The sequence below is a fragment of the Aeromonas sp. R10-2 genome, from assembly GCF_040908445.1.
Classification (GTDB): domain Bacteria; phylum Pseudomonadota; class Gammaproteobacteria; order Enterobacterales; family Aeromonadaceae; genus Aeromonas; species Aeromonas veronii.
In genome coordinates this window covers 1-15,667 of the sequence record NZ_JBFODS010000043.1, presented here as the reverse complement: position 1 = coordinate 15,667, position 15,667 = coordinate 1, and the positions used below count along the sequence as shown (strand labels likewise).

16 protein-coding genes are annotated in these 15,667 nt (G+C 58.8%); 5 read left to right on the top strand and 11 right to left on the bottom strand.

Features of this window, described 5'->3' with window-relative positions:
• Window positions 1-77: 77 nt before the first annotated feature.
• Window positions 78-413, bottom strand: coding sequence for a DUF3135 domain-containing protein (locus AB5Y97_RS10570; protein ID WP_201946343.1), 336 nt, complete (start codon window positions 411-413; stop codon window positions 78-80).
• 392 nt (window positions 414-805) lie between these two features.
• Between AB5Y97_RS10570 and mog the strand changes: the two genes are divergently transcribed.
• Entirely contained in the window at window positions 806-1,336 is a 531-nt protein-coding gene (gene mog / locus AB5Y97_RS10565; RefSeq protein WP_201946345.1) for a molybdopterin adenylyltransferase, read from the top strand.
• A gap of 83 nt (window positions 1,337-1,419) precedes the next feature.
• On the opposite strand, the gene AB5Y97_RS10560 is transcribed toward mog, so the two are convergent.
• The 6 genes from AB5Y97_RS10560 to trmB all read right to left on the bottom strand — a co-directional run bounded on the left by AB5Y97_RS10560 (window position 1,420) and on the right by trmB (window position 5,864).
• Window positions 1,420-1,821: a DUF2541 family protein gene (locus AB5Y97_RS10560; protein WP_005335217.1), complete on the bottom strand. Its 402-nt coding sequence runs from the start codon at window positions 1,819-1,821 to the stop codon at window positions 1,420-1,422.
• Between the two features lie 167 nt (window positions 1,822-1,988).
• A complete protein-coding gene (locus tag AB5Y97_RS10555) occupies window positions 1,989-2,198 on the bottom strand; it encodes a YgdI/YgdR family lipoprotein (RefSeq protein ID WP_005335219.1) in 210 nt (69 codons plus the stop codon).
• Window positions 2,199-2,401: 203 nt separating this feature from the next.
• Window positions 2,402-3,697, bottom strand: coding sequence for a sulfurtransferase (locus AB5Y97_RS10550; RefSeq protein WP_005362453.1), 1,296 nt, complete (start codon window positions 3,695-3,697; stop codon window positions 2,402-2,404).
• Window positions 3,698-3,726: 29 nt separating this feature from the next.
• Window positions 3,727-4,647, bottom strand: a complete 921-nt coding sequence (gene glsB / locus AB5Y97_RS10545; RefSeq protein WP_201946347.1) for a glutaminase B — start codon at window positions 4,645-4,647, stop codon at window positions 3,727-3,729.
• 122 nt (window positions 4,648-4,769) lie between these two features.
• Window positions 4,770-5,102, bottom strand: a complete 333-nt coding sequence (locus AB5Y97_RS10540; RefSeq protein WP_005348158.1) for a YggL family protein — start codon at window positions 5,100-5,102, stop codon at window positions 4,770-4,772.
• Window positions 5,103-5,150: 48 nt separating this feature from the next.
• On the bottom strand, window positions 5,151-5,864 hold the full coding sequence (gene trmB / locus AB5Y97_RS10535) for a tRNA (guanosine(46)-N7)-methyltransferase TrmB (protein WP_005335228.1): 714 nt from the start codon (window positions 5,862-5,864) through the stop codon (window positions 5,151-5,153).
• Window positions 5,865-6,213: 349 nt separating this feature from the next.
• Here trmB and AB5Y97_RS10530 point away from each other — a divergent pair, with 349 nt between their 5' ends.
• Window positions 6,214-7,395 (top strand): PLP-dependent aminotransferase family protein, encoded by a 1,182-nt coding sequence (locus AB5Y97_RS10530; protein ID WP_201946349.1) that lies wholly within the window; start codon window positions 6,214-6,216, stop codon window positions 7,393-7,395.
• Between the two features lie 75 nt (window positions 7,396-7,470).
• On the opposite strand, the gene AB5Y97_RS10525 is transcribed toward AB5Y97_RS10530, so the two are convergent.
• Window positions 7,471-9,000 carry an EAL domain-containing protein gene (locus AB5Y97_RS10525; protein WP_368157841.1) on the bottom strand — a complete coding sequence of 510 codons (1,530 nt, stop codon included), beginning with the start codon at window positions 8,998-9,000 and terminating at the stop codon, window positions 7,471-7,473.
• Between the two features lie 252 nt (window positions 9,001-9,252).
• Here AB5Y97_RS10525 and AB5Y97_RS10520 point away from each other — a divergent pair, with 252 nt between their 5' ends.
• Entirely contained in the window at window positions 9,253-10,158 is a 906-nt protein-coding gene (locus tag AB5Y97_RS10520) for a TIGR01777 family oxidoreductase (protein ID WP_201946352.1), read from the top strand.
• Between the two features lie 127 nt (window positions 10,159-10,285).
• On the opposite strand, the gene AB5Y97_RS10515 is transcribed toward AB5Y97_RS10520, so the two are convergent.
• Window positions 10,286-12,733 carry an ABC transporter permease gene (locus AB5Y97_RS10515; protein ID WP_201946357.1) on the bottom strand — a complete coding sequence of 816 codons (2,448 nt, stop codon included), beginning with the start codon at window positions 12,731-12,733 and terminating at the stop codon, window positions 10,286-10,288.
• Between the two features lie 36 nt (window positions 12,734-12,769).
• Window positions 12,770-13,465, bottom strand: coding sequence for an ABC transporter ATP-binding protein (locus AB5Y97_RS10510; RefSeq protein WP_139410242.1), 696 nt, complete (start codon window positions 13,463-13,465; stop codon window positions 12,770-12,772).
• Between the two features lie 56 nt (window positions 13,466-13,521).
• Between AB5Y97_RS10510 and AB5Y97_RS10505 the strand changes: the two genes are divergently transcribed.
• Complete coding sequence (locus AB5Y97_RS10505; protein WP_106842862.1) at window positions 13,522-14,133, top strand: arylesterase; 612 nt, start codon at window positions 13,522-13,524, stop codon at window positions 14,131-14,133.
• A 182-nt stretch (window positions 14,134-14,315) separates the two neighbouring features.
• Here the strand turns inward: AB5Y97_RS10505 and AB5Y97_RS10500 are convergent, their stop codons facing one another.
• The gene (locus AB5Y97_RS10500; protein WP_005335238.1) at window positions 14,316-15,260 is read right to left on the bottom strand and encodes a chemotaxis protein CheV; all 945 of its coding nucleotides are present in this window, start codon (window positions 15,258-15,260) and stop codon (window positions 14,316-14,318) included.
• 170 nt (window positions 15,261-15,430) lie between these two features.
• Here AB5Y97_RS10500 and AB5Y97_RS10495 point away from each other — a divergent pair.
• A partial coding sequence (locus AB5Y97_RS10495; protein WP_368157839.1) for a transposase occupies window positions 15,431-15,667 on the top strand: 237 nt, incomplete at its 3' end.

The following is a 15,667-nucleotide window of genomic DNA, read 5'->3' as shown; positions in this document are numbered from 1 at the left end:
AATCAGGTCGCCAGCAATTCCCTTTATCATGGCCTCACCGATTTGGCTGAAATATCAACCAAGTGGGTTATTGCAGATTATTTACGACGTCGATAGTCCGCCAGACGGATTATTTTACCACTGCCATCGCTTTCAGGAGGAGGCACCCCCTCTTCTCTGAACTGACTCATTTCGCTGCGCATCAAATAAAAAGATTCCCGCATCATGTTGGTAATCCGGATACAGCTATCAAGATTGTTTTTCGCCAGACGGCGCTGACCATCAATTTTGAACTGCAACCCGCGCAGACGGCGCTGCTGATCGGGGCTCGCTCGGGCCATCAACTGGTCGATCTGCTGCTCCAGAATCGCATCCAGCCGGGAGGGCTCACTCGCAGCCAACTCCTTCAGGGTGTCAAAATCAGGCAACTCCATATGCCCTCCTTGGCGACTATTGCTGGCAACACACTGCGGTACCACACCATCACGTCCCAGCCATATAAATCTGTATATACGACGCGGCTAAAAAGGGTTCAATCCATCCACTGGCGACTAAACCGGACAATGGTCACTACGAGGGTGTCTATCTATTTTAATTGTGTTTGGAAACAAGCGATTGTTTTTAATTCAGGCGAGATAAAACACTTATACATTTTAGGTTGTGATTTTCTGTTTTTTATTGCAAATAAAATCCGGGTGGCCTTATTTTGCTTCATTCGACACTTTATTCTTCCCTCACCGACCCGCGTCATCTCCTGACGGTTTAACATATCTCACTGATTATGTTATTTTAATTGCCACTTTTATCGGACATTCAAGAGCAGACCATGAGCAAGGCAAAAATCGGTATCGTCACCGTCAGCGATCGCGCCAGCGCGGGCATCTATGAAGACCTCTCCGGCAAGGCCATCATCGACACCCTGAACGCCTATCTGACCTCGGAGTGGGAACCTGTCTATCAGGTGATCCCCGATGAGCAGGATCAGATTGAAGCGACCCTGATCCGGCTGGCGGATGAGGAGCAGTGTTGTCTCATCGTCACCACAGGCGGCACCGGCCCGGCCAAGCGGGATGTCACGCCGGAAGCGACCGAGGCGGTATGTGATCGCATGATGCCGGGCTTTGGCGAGCTGATGCGGGCCGAATCCCTCAAATTTGTGCCGACTGCCATTCTGTCACGCCAGACTGCCGGACTGCGCGACGATACCCTGATCGTCAATCTGCCGGGCAAGCCCAAATCAATCCGCGAATGTCTGGATGCAGTCTTCCCCGCCATCCCCTACTGTATCGATTTGATGGAAGGGCCGTATCTCGAGTGCAATGAAACTGTCATCAAGCCGTTTCGGCCGAAAAAATAGCGAACCCGACCATAAAAAATAATGGCGAGCCACGGCTCGCCATTATTTTTAACTCATCTGTCTGCGCAGAAAAACCGCATCAATTATTTGCGGCCGAATACTTTTACGCCCGCTTTGCTGCGCTCTGAATTACCGTACACTTCGATTTTTTTCACACAACGGCGCGAGCCCAGTGATTTCCACTCGGTCTCTTTATCGCTGCTCATTTCCCGATCGAAACGAATGGTCTTGGTACGATCACCACCATAGGTCACCACCACCCGATCCAGGGTCAAATCACGCTCCGCCTTCACCTTGATATATTTGGTCTGACGGCAAACCACCAAAGGAATTGTCGCACCATGATCACCGGCTCCCAGTAAAATAGTCCGCCCCAGCGTAAACTGATCGTCACCGGCATGGCTGGCTGACGCCACCACCAGCAAGGCACCACCCAGCAAGCTGCGTGCAGAAAAACGGGAATTCCAGATAGACATCAAGGACATAACACCTCCAATTAAAAATGGAGTGTGATGATAAGGGCTAAACCATAACGGAAGCTGTATCACAGCTGAATTTGCTGCGAATGTGCGGGGATCAACAGAGAAAACAGTACTACTTTTCGGCAAAAAGAGAAGAGCCGCAGATAGCGGCCCTTGCGGCAAGAGAGCGCTTAGCGTTCCATGATTTGGGTCACGTCATCTTTCTTGATCATTACCTCGCGCCCTTCATGATCGTAATAGCGATACATGCCGGTGCTCTCGTCCAGCTTGGGTTTGCTCTCTGTGGTGATCATCTTGCCATCCTTGGTGCTCATGATGTATTGGGAGCTGCATGCCACCAGCCCCAGGGCACACACCAGGATCATCATCAGTTTTTTCATTGCGGCCTCTTCTGCGATCATCCTCACCACGAGGATGTTTCTTGAAGCCTAGTTCAATCGCACGGCACGGGATGGCGGGATGAGTAAAGCGGGATCGCCGTCAATAATCAGCGACTTAGCCTAGTTATCTGGCAGGGTGGCGAGCGCAATGAAAAAGGCCGGACATCTCTGTCCGCCCTCTTCTGTTCAGCGCAAGAACGCAATCATGACTTGGCAGGCTGGCGCTCACCGGTCACGGTCGGGTTCTTGGGATCGGAACTCCACTCGTACCAACCGCCGTCATAGACGCTGATCTGTTTCCAGTCCATCAGCCAGGCGTAGAAGAAAGCCTCGGAGGCACGCCAGCCGGTACCGCAGTAGAACGCCGCCTGCTGAGTTGGCTCGATATTCCACTGCTCCCACATGGCGAGGATCTCGCGGGCCGGCTTCATGGTGCCGTCCGGGTTGTGGAAATCGCTCATGCTGTTGGCATCCACCCCGCCGTGACCCCACTTGGCCCCCGGGATATCGCCCTTCGGCTTGATGTAGCTGTAACCTGAAGTGTTGCCGACAAACTCGTCCCAGGTACGCACGCTGACCAGTGCGCTATCGGGCTGCTTGAGCAGCTCTTTTGCCTGACTTAACGTGGTGTAGTACTCGGGGTGAGCGGGAATGGCTACGCCAAACTCCTTCACCGGCTCATATTTGTTGGGCAGACCGGTTTCGGTACGCAGGTGCTGGATAAACCAGGCATCCAGACCACCGTCCAGCAGGCGTACATCTTTCACCCCCGCATACATCATCAGGTGCGCGGCACGGGCAGCCGCCATGGTGTTGCGACCATAGAGGATGACGGTGGTGTCGTGACGGATGCCGTTATCCAGCAGCAGCTTCTTGAGCGCTTCGTCAGAGACCTTGTTCCACAGCGGCTCCTCTTCGAGGCTGTTGGTATCGATATATCCGGCCCCCGGGATGTGGCTGATGAGGTAGGCCTTGGGTGAACCCCAATCCACTTCAAACAGCTTCCAGTCACCCTTGGGCGCCGCCGCAACCGGCTTGCCCTCTTGCAGGTCCGCCAACCAGCGCGGATAGACCAGCTGCTGCCAGCGTGCCAGCGACTCGCGCGGTGCGGCTTGCCACCCTTGCAGCTCGAACAGCTGCTTGATCCCCTGCTTGCGCAGCAGACGGGCCACCTCGGCCACTTCGCGGGACGCACCGTAGAGGGCAACCGGACGATCGGCTTTCAGCCCCTTGATCTCGAGCGCCTTTGGCCACTCTTCATCGCTGTATTTCCACTCGGCAGAGAGGTTCTCGGCGCCCGCCACATGACCGCCCTGCTTCTCCCCTTCCATCGGCCACCCCTGATAGAAGTAGCTGGCGCGGGTATCCAGGATGACAGCCTGTTTGGCCTTGGCATCGGCAAGCGAGAGCGGTGGCAACTCCCCTGCCACGGCGGGCAGGGCACACCAGAGCAGTAAGGTCGCCAGCGCGGCCTGCAGGAAGCGAAGATGTCGTTTCATGGTGATTTCTCGATTCATAGTGAACAAGGTTAAAAAATGGAGCGACCCAGCCGCTCGGCCAGCAGCTCCAGCGACGCCGTGCCCGCCAGCGAGTTACCGGCTTTGTTGAGCTCGGGCGACCAGACACAGACGCAGAGCTCGCCCGGGATCAGGGCGATGATACCGCCGCCGACACCCGATTTGCCCGGCATGCCGACACGATAGGCAAAATCGCCCGCCTCATCATAGAGACCGCAGGTGGCGAGCAGGGCGTTGACCTGTTTGGTGGTGCGGGCGGGCAGCAGCGGCACGCTCTCGCCCAGTGGCACACCACGGTTGGCCAGATAGATGAATGCCCGCGCCAGATCGACGCAGCTCATGCGAATGGCACAGGCATTGAAGTAGCTTTGCAGCACCTTGTCCACTTCGTTTTCGAAGTTGCCATAGGCCTTCATCAGATAGGCGATGGCGGCGTTGCGGGCAGAGTGCTGATATTCGGAGCGGGCGACCACTTGATCCGCCATGATAGCCGGATTGCCGGAAAGACGGCGCACCAGCTCGAGGGTACGCTGACGGGGCGCAGTGAGGCGGGTCTCCAGCAGATCGCTCACCACCAGCGCCCCGGCATTGATAAAGGGGTTGCGGGGGATCCCCTGCTCGAACTCGAGCTGAACCAGCGAGTTGAAGGGCTGGCCGGAGGGCTCCTTGCCAACCCGGGCCCAGATCTCCTCCTCCTGATAGAGAGTGAGTGCCAGGGTCAGGCTCAGGGCCTTGGAGATACTCTGGATGGAGAAGGGTTCAAAAGCGTCACCGGCGGTGAACAGCTCCCCCTCGACGGTACAGACTGCAATACCCAGCCGATCGGCAGGCACCTGAGCCAGTGCCGGAATGTAGTCGGCCACCTTGCCTTGTCCCAGCAACGGGCGCACCTCTTCAAGGATGCTGGCCAGTAATTCGGATGACAACACCATAAGCAATAAGCGATTCCATGACTAAAACAGCGGTGGAGATCCCATCCCCACTGACAAAAATCCCGCCAGCGGCGGGATTTTTCAGTTACCCACAACAAGGCGCCAGATGCGGCAGCCTTGTATCAGGCCGGTTCACCGTACCAGAGGTCGAACAGCTCGGTAACGACCACGGCTTCCATCCCCTTGCCTTCCAGCCAGGATTTGACGGCAGCGCGGTCTTCTTCGGTACACTTGCCCAGTTGCTGGGTGCAGATCATCCCTTCCCAGGCCAGGTGACCGGAGCCGGCAAAAGCCAGTTTACGGGGTTCAACAACCTCATCGATCATCGCATCGACTACCGCATCGATGGTCTCTTCGGCAGTGCCGACCGGGAAGTTGAAACTGATGTCGAAACCCATTTCCTGGAATTCATCGACGCGCAGTTTCTTGCGCAGGCGGCGGCTACGATTGGCCATGATAGCTCCTCAAGTTAGTTGATACGCTAGGTGTGTTGACGTGCCAGCTTAGCTGACACGCTTGAAAATCAGATCCCAAACCCCGTGGCCGAGACGGTGGCCACGTTGTTCAAATTTGGTCAGCGGACGCCAGTCCGGACGAGGCACCCAGTTGCCGGTGGCAGAGGTGTTCTCGTAACCCTCGGCGGCGCTCATCACTTCCAGCATATGCTCGGCATAGTTTTCCCAGTCGGTCGCCATGTGGAACACGCCACCGATGGCCAGCTTCTGGCGAATATCCTGGGCAAACGCAGGCTGTACGATGCGACGCTTGTGGTGACGGCTCTTGTGCCAAGGATCCGGGAAGAAGAGCTGCAGGCAGGAGAGTGAACCGTTCGGGATCATGTGCTCCAGCACCTCGACCGCATCGTGGCAGATCACCTTCAGATTGGTGACGCCCGCTTCCTGAGCGGTGCCCAGACAGGCGCCCACGCCCGGGGAGTGCACTTCAATGCCGATGAAGTTCTTCTCGGGGGCATTCTTGGCCATCTCCACCAGAGAGGCGCCCATGCCAAAGCCGATCTCCAGCACCACAGGTGCCTCGCGGCCAAACAGTGCGACCAGATCGAGCTGCTTTGGCTCGAAATCGATGCCCATGACCGGCCAGAGCTCTTCCAGGGCCTTCTCCTGCCCTTTGGTCAGGCGGCCTTCGCGACGGACAAAGCTGCGGATCTTGCGCATGAACTTGCCGTCTTCGTTAAATACATCTTGGGTCACAGGCATAATGGTCTCGTTATTTCATCAATCCGGGTAATACATCTTGTGTCCGATCCCGAGTGGGACCGCTCGCGGTTCGTCATTTCATCGACCCGCGAAAACAGGGGAGCGAATTATCCCAAGATAGGCCCAAGGCGCAAGTGTTTCGCGCAACAAATATTCCGGCCATCCACTTCCCTGCTCCCTCACTGGCATCACCATACCGACTAACCGACCAATATAATCCGCAGTAGAGTCGTTCCAGCCCTTTTTTGGCGATTTTTGTGACAATCATTGCCTCATTTCTGAAATCTGATACAAACGGATAACCTGGCGGTCGAATGGAGCGACCGCCCACATGCCGAGAGAATTGTCTATGCAGCCGTTTTTTGCCCAGCGCTTCGAGAAGGTTGAACCTTCCTTTATCCGTGAAATCCTCAAAGTTGCCGCCAATCCGGAGATCATCTCCTTCGCTGGTGGCCTGCCCAATCCCCACCTGTTTCCGGTCAAGGCGATCGATCAGGCCTGTCAGGATGTGCTGCGCGAGCAAGGGGCTGCCGCCCTGCAATATGCGGCGACCGAAGGCTTCGCCCCGCTGCGCCAATATATTGCCGACCGCTATCTGACCCGCCACGGCATGCAGGTCAATCCGGACAACATCCTCATCACCAGCGGCTCCCAGCAGGCGCTGGATCTGCTGGGCAAGGTGCTGATCGACGAGGGTCAGGATCTCATCATCGAAGAGCCGGGTTACCTTGGCGCCATTCAGGCTTTCTCTGTCTATCAACCCACCTTCAAGCCGATCACCCTTGAAGAAGAGGGTCTGGATCTGGCGGCGCTGGATGCGCTGCTGGCAAGCGGATCCAATGCCAAGCTGCTCTACGGCGTGCCCAACTTCCAGAACCCGAGCGGTGTCTCCTACAACCGTGCCAACCGCGAGGCACTGGCCGAGCGACTGGTGCGCCACGAGCTGTTGATGGTGGAAGATGATCCCTACGGCGAGCTGCGCTTCGAAGGGGAGCATCTGCCCCCCATTGCCAAGCTGGCGCCAAACAATACCGTGCTGCTCGGCTCGTTTTCCAAAACCGTGGTGCCCGCCTTCCGTCTGGGCTGGATGCTGGTGCCGGAGTGGCTGCGCAAGAAGGTGACCATCGCCAAGCAGGCCACCGATCTGCACAGCAACGCCTTCAGCCAGCAGGTGCTGCACCGCTTCCTGACCGACAATTCACTGGATGCCCATCTGGAGAAGATCAAGGAGGTCTATGGTCGCCAGCGTGCTGCCATGGAGGCTGCACTGGCCCGTCACTGCCCGCCCGGCGTCAGCTACACCAGACCGGAAGGGGGCATGTTCCTCTGGCTGACTCTGCCAGCCCACATCAGCGCCATGGCCCTGTTTGATGAGGCGATCAAGGAGAAGGTAGCCTTCGTGCCCGGCGCCCCCTTCTATGTACGCCCCGAAATCAAGAACACCCTGCGCCTGAGCTTCTCCTGCGTCGATGAGGCGACCATCGAGGAGGGGGTCAAGCGGCTGGCCCGCTCCCTCCAGCGGATGCTCTGAACGCCCAAGCCAAACCGTATTAACAAAAAACCAGCGAGCGCTCGCTGGTTTTTTTTATGCTCCCCATTCACCCGTTCAGCCAAACAGGGTCTTGCAAAACTGCTTCATCGGAATGGGGCGGCCGTAGCGATATCCTTGCAGATAGTCAACGTGGCGAGCCCGCAGGTAGTCCGCCTGCGACTGCTTCTCGACCCCCTCCGCGATCAGGATCAATTCAAGTCGCTTCGCCAGATCAATCACGTTTTCAACGATATGGCTGGAGAGTGCATCCGTACCGATCATCTCTACAAAGCTACGGTCAATCTTGATTGCATCGACCTGAAACTGCTGCAGATAGGTCAGACTGGAGTGACCGGTGCCAAAGTCATCGATAGCGATCAACACGCCCAGTTTGCGCAACTCGGCAAACATCCGGGCGGTTGTCTCATCAGCCACCAGCAGCTCCCGCTCCGTCAGCTCCAACCCCAAATCAACGGGATTGTCCTTAAACGCGTCGAGAAAGGCCTTGCAGTCAGCCAACAGGTCGAGATCCTGGAAGTGCTTGGCGCTGATATTGAAGCAAAAATGAAACTTTGCCGGCAGCTTGCGGGCATAAGGGGAGAAGTGGTCACGCACCTCGGCCATCAACAGGCTGGCCATGGGCACGATCAGGCCGCTATCTTCCGCCAGCGGGATAAAGCGATCCGGCGAGATCATCCCCTGCTTGGGATGCTGCCAGCGCATCAGCACCTCACAGCCACGCCACTGCTCATCCTCACCGGAGACCACCGGCTGCAGGTAGGGGATAAACTCCTCCTCGATCAACGCCCGCTTGAGCTCCTCCGCTGGTGAGCTGCTACGCCCCATCAGCCTGAAGGTGCCGAATCCAATCAGCAGCGCCAGCAGTGGAGAGAGGATCAAGGTATCTCTGGAGTAGCGCCATGCGTGGCTCAAGTAATCATGCACCGTGATCCGGGTGACGACCTGATAGGGGAAATCGGCCGAAGCGAGGGCAATATAACCCTCTTCTGCCGGAGAGGGCGCCGCCCCGAACTGACCTGAGCCAAACAGTGCCCTCTGCCCCACCACCAGAGCCATCGGGGAGTTCTTGCTGGAGATCTCCAGGGTATTGCGCAGGTAGTAGCCATCCACACCGATCAGCACACTCCCCTTGTCCGTTTCGTGGCGCAGCACGATCAGGGGGCGATCCGGTGTGACCTCATTGCCTGGCAGCAGTTGCAGCCTGCCATCCACATAACTGTCAGGGTTGAAGGGGCCATCGTAGTCACCATAGAGCGAGGTGCAATAGATACGATTTCCTATAGCCAGATTGGCAGAGCGGACATCAGGCACAGTGGCCACCTGTTCGCGCAGCAGTTGTGCCGCCTCCTTGCAGGGGTGACCAAGCATCCCCTCCACATTGATGGCCGCTTGCCGGGCATGGCCGATGGAGCGATCAAACATCATCCGGGCATGCTGCAAGCGTGAATCGGAATCATGCTCTATCTCGGTCACTGTCTGCCAGATAACGGCAACAACCCCCAGCAGCAGGATCCCGCCCCCCATCAGTAGTGCCACCAGAATCCTCGAGTAAAGCTGGCGAAGTTTTAAACGACGAAATGGCATGGCGGCCTCTTTGATGCTCGGATGGTGGGTGACAGCCCCGGTGGACAGGCGAAAGGGTCGCCATAATAGCGATTGAACAACAAATGTCCACCCGACAAAAATCAATCAATTCAAACTATTGTTCAACAATATGTCGCAAGAAGAGGATAGAGTTAACATCAGTCGAATGAACAAAACGTGTCAAACTCGTCCACTTGTTGAAGGAGGACGACGCCATTAGAGTAGAGCAAACGGCAGCAGGAGCGTGCAACGATGAAGATTCTGATTACCGGAGGAACCGGCTTTATCGGCCGCAAGCTGGTTGCCCATCTCAAGGTCAATCACGAGGTCGTGGTATTGAGCAGGCAGGGGAGCCGCGCCTACTCCCTGCTCGGTCACGATATCAAGGTATTGGATAACCTTGACCGGCTCGATGACCTCAATGACGTGGATGCGGTGATCAATCTGGCGGGTGAACCCATCGCCGCCGGACGCTGGAGCGAATCGCGTAAACAGCTGCTCTGCGACAGCCGCTGGCTGCTGACCGAGCAGCTGGTTGATCTCATCAAGCTCTCCACAACGCCGCCCAAGGTGCTGATCAACGCCTCCGCCATCGGCTGGTATGGCAGACAGGGCACCGAAACCCTCGACGAGCAGTGCCGCTCTCCCAACGACGAGTTCACCCACCAACTCTGCCAACAGTGGGAGACCCTGGCACTGGAAGCACAAAGCAAGCAGACCCGGGTCTGTATCGTGCGGATCGGGCTGGTGCTCGGCATGGATGGGGGAGCGCTACCCAAAATGCTCCCCCCATACCGACTCGGACTCGGCGGCCCCATGGGGTCGGGCAGCCAGATGATGAGCTGGATCCATGTGCAGGATCTGGTGCGCGCCATCCTGTTCATACTGGAGCACGAAGAGTGCAGCGGCATCTTCAACGGCACTGCCCCTCATCCGGTCAGCAACCGGGAATTCAGCCAGACCCTTGCCACCACGCTGCACCGTCCGCACCTCTTCTTCGTGCCGGCGCCGCTGTTGCAACTGGTGATGGGGGAGGCGGCAGATCTGCTGCTGACCGGACAAAAGGTTATACCAGCACGGCTGCAACAGGCCGGTTTTCACTTCAGCTATCCCGAACTGCCGAGCGCCCTCGCCAATCTGCTGCGCGAGCCCCGCTAACTCACACCCGCTCGCGGCGTCCGCTCGTCAGCACTTCACATAGCAAGCAGCCCGGCCAATTGCCGGGCTGCTGGTTTATTGTGGCTGCGCTATTGCTCCTTGTGTGCATCGGCTCGCGCTGGCGGGATTACAACAACCCCTGGCCCAGACCCCGCAGCCGATCGCTCAGGGTGCCAGCCAGCAGCTGGCGCTGCATCCCCTGCCCCGCCAGCGTCACCAGCAGCGCCCCCAACGTTGGCAGGCCGAGCCAGATGGCCCAGTGGAACTGCCACTGCCCCTCGAACCACCACCACTGCAGGCCAAAGGAGCAGAGCTCCACCACCATGCTGGCACAGAGCCCCGCCAGCGCACCGCTGGCCACCAGCTCCCAACGCAGCATCTTTTTCAGTAGTCCGCTGCTGGCACCCAGGGTGCGCATCAGCAACAGCTCGCGCCGACGCTGGGCCATGCTGGCCTGAGTCTGGGTCAGCAGCACCAGCAGCGCGGCCACTGTCACCAGCCCCAGCATCAGCGCCAGCGCCCTACTCACCTGCTCCGAGACCTGAGTGAGCCGCGCAATCAGGTCATCCACATCGATAAGGCTCACCGTGGGGTGACGGCGGATCAACTCCACCTCGGCAGAGCGCCCCGCCTCGGGCAATCGGTAACTACCAAGCCAGGTACGGGAGAAGGGTGCCAGCAGATCCTCGGAGAAGATCATGTAGAAGTTGGGGCGCATGTTGTCCCACTTGATGCTGCGCAAACTGGTGACCCTGGCGCCAAAGCTGCGCCCCTCGATGGTAAAGGCGAGCATGTCCCCCAGCTTGATATCGAGCCGCTTGGCCAGCTCGCTATCCACCGACACCTCGCCGGGTCCGGCAAGCCATTTCCCGGCCACCAGCTTGTTGTCGATTGGCAGGGTTGCCGTGGTAGTGAAGTTGAGCTCCCGATCGACCCCCTCGCGGCCACTGCTGGCCCCCTCGCCCACCGCCTCACCGGCGATATGGGTCAGCCTGCCGCGCACCATGGGGTAGAAGTCGGAAGTGGTGGCCCCGGCTGCCGCCAGTTCGCTCAGGATCCCCTCCCGCTCGTTCTCGGCCACATTGACCAGAAAACGGTTGGGCGCATCGACGGGAAGACGGGCCGAAAACTCATCCAGCAGATCGACCCGGGCCGCCCAGAGCAAGCCAAACAGCATCAGCGCCAGCGCAAAGCCCGCCAGCTGAAACAGGCCACTGCTGCGCTCGCGCGACAGGTGGGCCAGCGCCAGCCGCAAGGCATGAGGCCCGCTCACTCTTGCCCCCAACCGCAACATCAGGGCTGCCAGCAGGGCCAACAGCCCCATCAGCAAGCCCATGCCACCCACCAGACCCAGCGCCAGCCGCACATCGGCGGTAAAGCCCCAGACCAGCGCAAACAGCCCGAACAGGCCGACCGGCAGGGCCAGCCAGGGGGGAATCCCCGCCTCCAGCTCCCGGCGCAATACCCGCAGCGGCGGCACCTTCAGCAGCCGCAAGAAGGGCACAAAAGCGAGCAGCAGAGTGATAAAGAGCGCCACCGCCACCCCCAGCGCAAAGGGGCGCCAGGAGGGGGGCGGCAGATCCGGCGGCAGCAGGTCCCCCAGCAGTTGCAAGGTGATCCACTGCATGACGGTACCCGCTACCAGACCCAGCAGCGCACCGATCAGCGTCAGCGACAGCAGCAGGGTTCCCATCAGTTGCCAGAGCGAGCGACGTAATGCCCCCAGCGTCTTGAGCAGCGCCACCATATTGGTCTGGCGCTCGGCAAAGTGGCGCACCGCAATCCCCATCGCCAACGCCCCCAGCAACACCCCGCTTAGCGAGGCGAGCCGGAAGAAACGTTCGGCATTGGCCAGCGAGCGGCCCACTTGGGATTCGCTGTCATCCGGTTTGATCCACTTCTGTCCGGCCTGCAATTTCGGCAACAACCATTGCTCGTAACGGGCCAGCGACTCTCGCGGCCCCTTGAACAGATAGCGCCACTGCTGGCGGCTGCCGGGGAGCAGGGCGCCGGTCGCCTCGATATCGGCACTGTGGATCAGCGCACGCGGCGCCAGCAGGAAGGGGCTGAAGCCCTGATCCGGCTCCTCGCCAAGCAAGCCTGCCACCTTGAGCACCGTATTGCCCACCTCCAGCTCATCCCCCGTTTTAGCCTTGAGCAGCTGCATCACCCGGGCGGAGAGCCAGATCTCGCCGGGAGCCGGGGCGCGGGCAGGTTCCAGAATGAGCTTGCCGTAGAAAGGGAAACCGTCGGGCACCGCCCGAATGGAGGCAAGCTGCAACGCATCACCGTGAAACAGCATGCTGTTGAAGCTGACGGTGGTCTGCACCGCCAAGCCATCCTGTTTCGCTCGGGCCAGCCAGCCATCCGGCAGTGCAGCGACAGTGCGCAACACCCGATCCGCTCCGATAAAGTCGCGGCCCGACGCCTTGAGTCCGGCATCGAGCCGATCCGCTACCAGCGCCACACTCAAGACGCACGCCACGCTAAGCGCTAGCGCCAGCACAAACCAGCGCAGTTCGCCGCTGAAACCTTCCCGGCGAAGCAGTCGCCATCCCAATCGCCACTGCATCATCCCTTGCATCTCCCACCTGACCCGCAGCTCACCCCGTTACACCACATCATGGGGCACCTCGCGCTCCAGCCGACCCGCCGTCATGACCACTTGCCGCTGGCAGCGTTCGGCCAGCTGATGGTCATGGGTTACCACCACCAGCGTGGTGCCGTGCTTGCGATTGAGTTCAAACAGCAGCTCGATCACCTTCTCGCCGGTCTTGCTGTCGAGGTTGCCGGTCGGCTCGTCCGCCAACAGCAGGCTGGGACGAGTCATAAAGGCGCGGGCAATGGCCACCCGCTGCTGCTCACCGCCGGAGAGCCGTGGCGGCAGATGATGCAACCGCTCACCAAGCCCGACCGCTGCCAGCAGCTCGCGGGCTCTTGGTTCGCAATCCCGCTCGCCGCGCAGCTCGGCGGGCAGCATCACATTCTCCAGCGCCGTCATGGTCGGGAGCAGCAGGAACGACTGGAACACAAAGCCGATCTGCTCGGCGCGCAATCGGGCCCGCCCCTCCTCATCCAGCTCGCCAAGGGATTTGCCGAGGATTTCGATATCTCCCTGACTCGGCAGATCGAGCCCGGCCAGCAGCCCCAGCAGGGTGGACTTGCCGGAGCCGGAGGCACCGACCAGAGCCACCGTCTCGCCGCTATTGACTTGCAGATCGATCCCTTCAAGGATGGTGAGGCTTTCCTGGCCGAGGCGAACCGATTTGCCGAGGCCCTTGACGACAATAATGGGGGTTGAACTCATGCTCTGTATCCTTTGTTCCAATCCCTTGATGACAATCCATAGCGGGAGTTGAATTGATGGTGCGTATTCTGTTTGTCTTGTTCGTTGGCCTCGGCAGCCTGCTCTCGTCGGCTCAGGCCCAGACCCTGCTGGTACTGGGAGACAGCCTGAGCGCCGGCTATCAGATGCAGGTTGAGCAGAGCTGGCCCGCCCTGCTCAACCAGAAATGGCAGGAGGAGGGGGGAAAACACACCCTGCTCAATGCCAGCATCAGCGGTGAAACGACACAAGGGGCGCTGGCCCGTCTGCCCGCGCTGCTGAAGGAGCACAAGCCGGACTGGCTGCTGATCGAACTGGGGGGCAACGATGGCCTGCGCGGCTTCGCACCGACCATTACCCGCCAAAATCTGGCCAGCATGATCGCGCTCGCCAAGGAGCAGCAGACCCGTGTGGTGTTGACCCAAATCCAGCTGCCCCGCAACTACGGTGCCCGCTATCTGCGCCAGTTCGAACAGATCTTTCCCGAGTTGGCCCAGGCTAACGATCTGCCCCTGCTGCCCTTCTTTATGGATGATATTGCGCTGCGCCCTGAACTTATGATGAACGATGGCATTCATCCCACCCCGGCGGCCCAGCCCCAAATCCGCGATAAAGTCGCCCGCTTTATGGAGCCGCTGCTCAGCCAATAAGCCCGCCGTCTATCACCAATATCCCATAACAAAATATCCCGCCAAAATCGGATGTTTTGAATGGTCGACGATCTCTGCGTGGCACCTTGATTCAACCAATCCATCGCCAATACCCAATAACAACACATCCCGCCGAAGCGGGATGTGTTGTTAATGATTTAGCATAACCGGCAGGCAGCGTCTCAGCTTTCCAGCACCTGGCGCAGCCGCTCCTGGGCCACGCCGACCAGCAAGTCTGGCTGGAATTTGGAGATAAATCGGTCGCACCCCACCTTCTTGACCATGGCTTCGTTGAAGTTGCCGCTCAGGGAGGTATTGAGGGTGATAAAGAGATCGGACATACGCGGATCGCTGCGCACCTCGTGGGTCAGGCGGTAGCCGTCCATCTCCGGCATTTCGGCATCGGTGATCATCAGCAGGATCTCGTCGGTCACCTTCTTGCCAGCATCGCACCACCCCTTGAGCAGGGTCAGCGCCTGCAAACCATCCTGACACTCGATCACCTCAAGCCCAAGCTGGCCCAGGGTCTCGCGCACCAGATTGCGGGCGGTGCTGGAGTCATCGACGATCAGCACTTTGCGGCCATGCATCTCGGGCAGGATCTCCCGATCCAGCACCTCTTCGGAGATGCGGATGTCATAGGTGATGATCTCCGCCAGCACCTTCTCCACATCGATGATCTCGACGATCTGATCCACTCCATCTTCGGGAATGCGGGTGATGGCGGTGAGGTAGTTGGCACGCCCGGCAGAGCGCGGCGGTGGCAGTATATCCTTCCAGGTCATGTTGACGATGTTGGCCACCTGCCCCACCAGAAAGCCCTGAATGGTGCGGTTGTACTCGGTGATGATGAGGTTGGATTCACTGTCGATGGGCATGGGGCGCATACCGATGGCGCTGCGCAGGTTGATCACCGGGATCGAGGTACCGCGGATATTGGCCACCCCGCTGATATTGTGATGGGAGCCCGGCATCTTGCTCAGATGGGGCAACTTGACCACTTCCCGTACCTTGAAGACGTTGATGGCGAACATCTGACGGGTGCCGAGACGAAACATCAACAACTCGAGGCGGTTTTCCCCCACCAGTTGAGTTCGTTGATCAACGGAATCCAATATACTCGCCATACGCTGATATCCATCTGATTATTAATCGACTCTATTATAGAGGCTGCCCGCCAGGAAAGGCAGGCGCATTTTCAACCAGAGCGACCAACCAGACAAAAAAAGTGTAGTGGTCTAATCATCCCGGACACCATTTTAGGTGGTACAGTCGCCACCATGACCTGAGGTGTTCAATGACAAGATTACGTCGCTCATTTACTGCCGAATTCAAACTCGAAGCCGCATCCCTGGTGCTCGACCAGGGATATTCTGCCCCTGAAGCCAGCCGTTCACTGGATGTCGGTGAAACCGTACTGCGCCGCTGGGTTCAGCAATTGCAATCCGAACGAACTGGTACAACCCCAATCGGAAAAGCACTGACTCCGGAGCAGCAAAAAATTCAGGAGCTGGAAGCCCGCATCAACCGGCTC

What these genes read in the sequence shown, in the direction of transcription:
- glsB (WP_201946347.1), bottom strand. Translation starts at nt 4,647, where the DNA reads ATGGTGTTGTCATCCGAATTACTGGCCAGCATCCTTGAAGAGGTGCGC.
- AB5Y97_RS10530 (WP_201946349.1), top strand. Translation starts at nt 6,214, where the DNA reads ATGCAGCCGTTTTTTGCCCAGCGCTTCGAGAAGGTTGAACCTTCCTTT.
- AB5Y97_RS10520 (WP_201946352.1), top strand. Translation starts at nt 9,253, where the DNA reads ATGAAGATTCTGATTACCGGAGGAACCGGCTTTATCGGCCGCAAGCTG.
- AB5Y97_RS10570 (WP_201946343.1), bottom strand. Translation starts at nt 413, where the DNA reads ATGGAGTTGCCTGATTTTGACACCCTGAAGGAGTTGGCTGCGAGTGAG.
- AB5Y97_RS10500 (WP_005335238.1), bottom strand. Translation starts at nt 15,260, where the DNA reads ATGGCGAGTATATTGGATTCCGTTGATCAACGAACTCAACTGGTGGGG.
- mog (WP_201946345.1), top strand. Translation starts at nt 806, where the DNA reads ATGAGCAAGGCAAAAATCGGTATCGTCACCGTCAGCGATCGCGCCAGC.
- AB5Y97_RS10540 (WP_005348158.1), bottom strand. Translation starts at nt 5,102, where the DNA reads ATGGCCAATCGTAGCCGCCGCCTGCGCAAGAAACTGCGCGTCGATGAA.
- AB5Y97_RS10550 (WP_005362453.1), bottom strand. Translation starts at nt 3,697, where the DNA reads ATGAAACGACATCTTCGCTTCCTGCAGGCCGCGCTGGCGACCTTACTG.
- AB5Y97_RS10505 (WP_106842862.1), top strand. Translation starts at nt 13,522, where the DNA reads ATGGTGCGTATTCTGTTTGTCTTGTTCGTTGGCCTCGGCAGCCTGCTC.
- AB5Y97_RS10515 (WP_201946357.1), bottom strand. Translation starts at nt 12,733, where the DNA reads ATGATGCAGTGGCGATTGGGATGGCGACTGCTTCGCCGGGAAGGTTTC.
- AB5Y97_RS10555 (WP_005335219.1), bottom strand. Translation starts at nt 2,198, where the DNA reads ATGAAAAAACTGATGATGATCCTGGTGTGTGCCCTGGGGCTGGTGGCA.
- AB5Y97_RS10560 (WP_005335217.1), bottom strand. Translation starts at nt 1,821, where the DNA reads ATGTCCTTGATGTCTATCTGGAATTCCCGTTTTTCTGCACGCAGCTTG.
- AB5Y97_RS10525 (WP_368157841.1), bottom strand. Translation starts at nt 9,000, where the DNA reads ATGCCATTTCGTCGTTTAAAACTTCGCCAGCTTTACTCGAGGATTCTG.
- trmB (WP_005335228.1), bottom strand. Translation starts at nt 5,864, where the DNA reads ATGCCTGTGACCCAAGATGTATTTAACGAAGACGGCAAGTTCATGCGC.
- AB5Y97_RS10510 (WP_139410242.1), bottom strand. Translation starts at nt 13,465, where the DNA reads ATGAGTTCAACCCCCATTATTGTCGTCAAGGGCCTCGGCAAATCGGTT.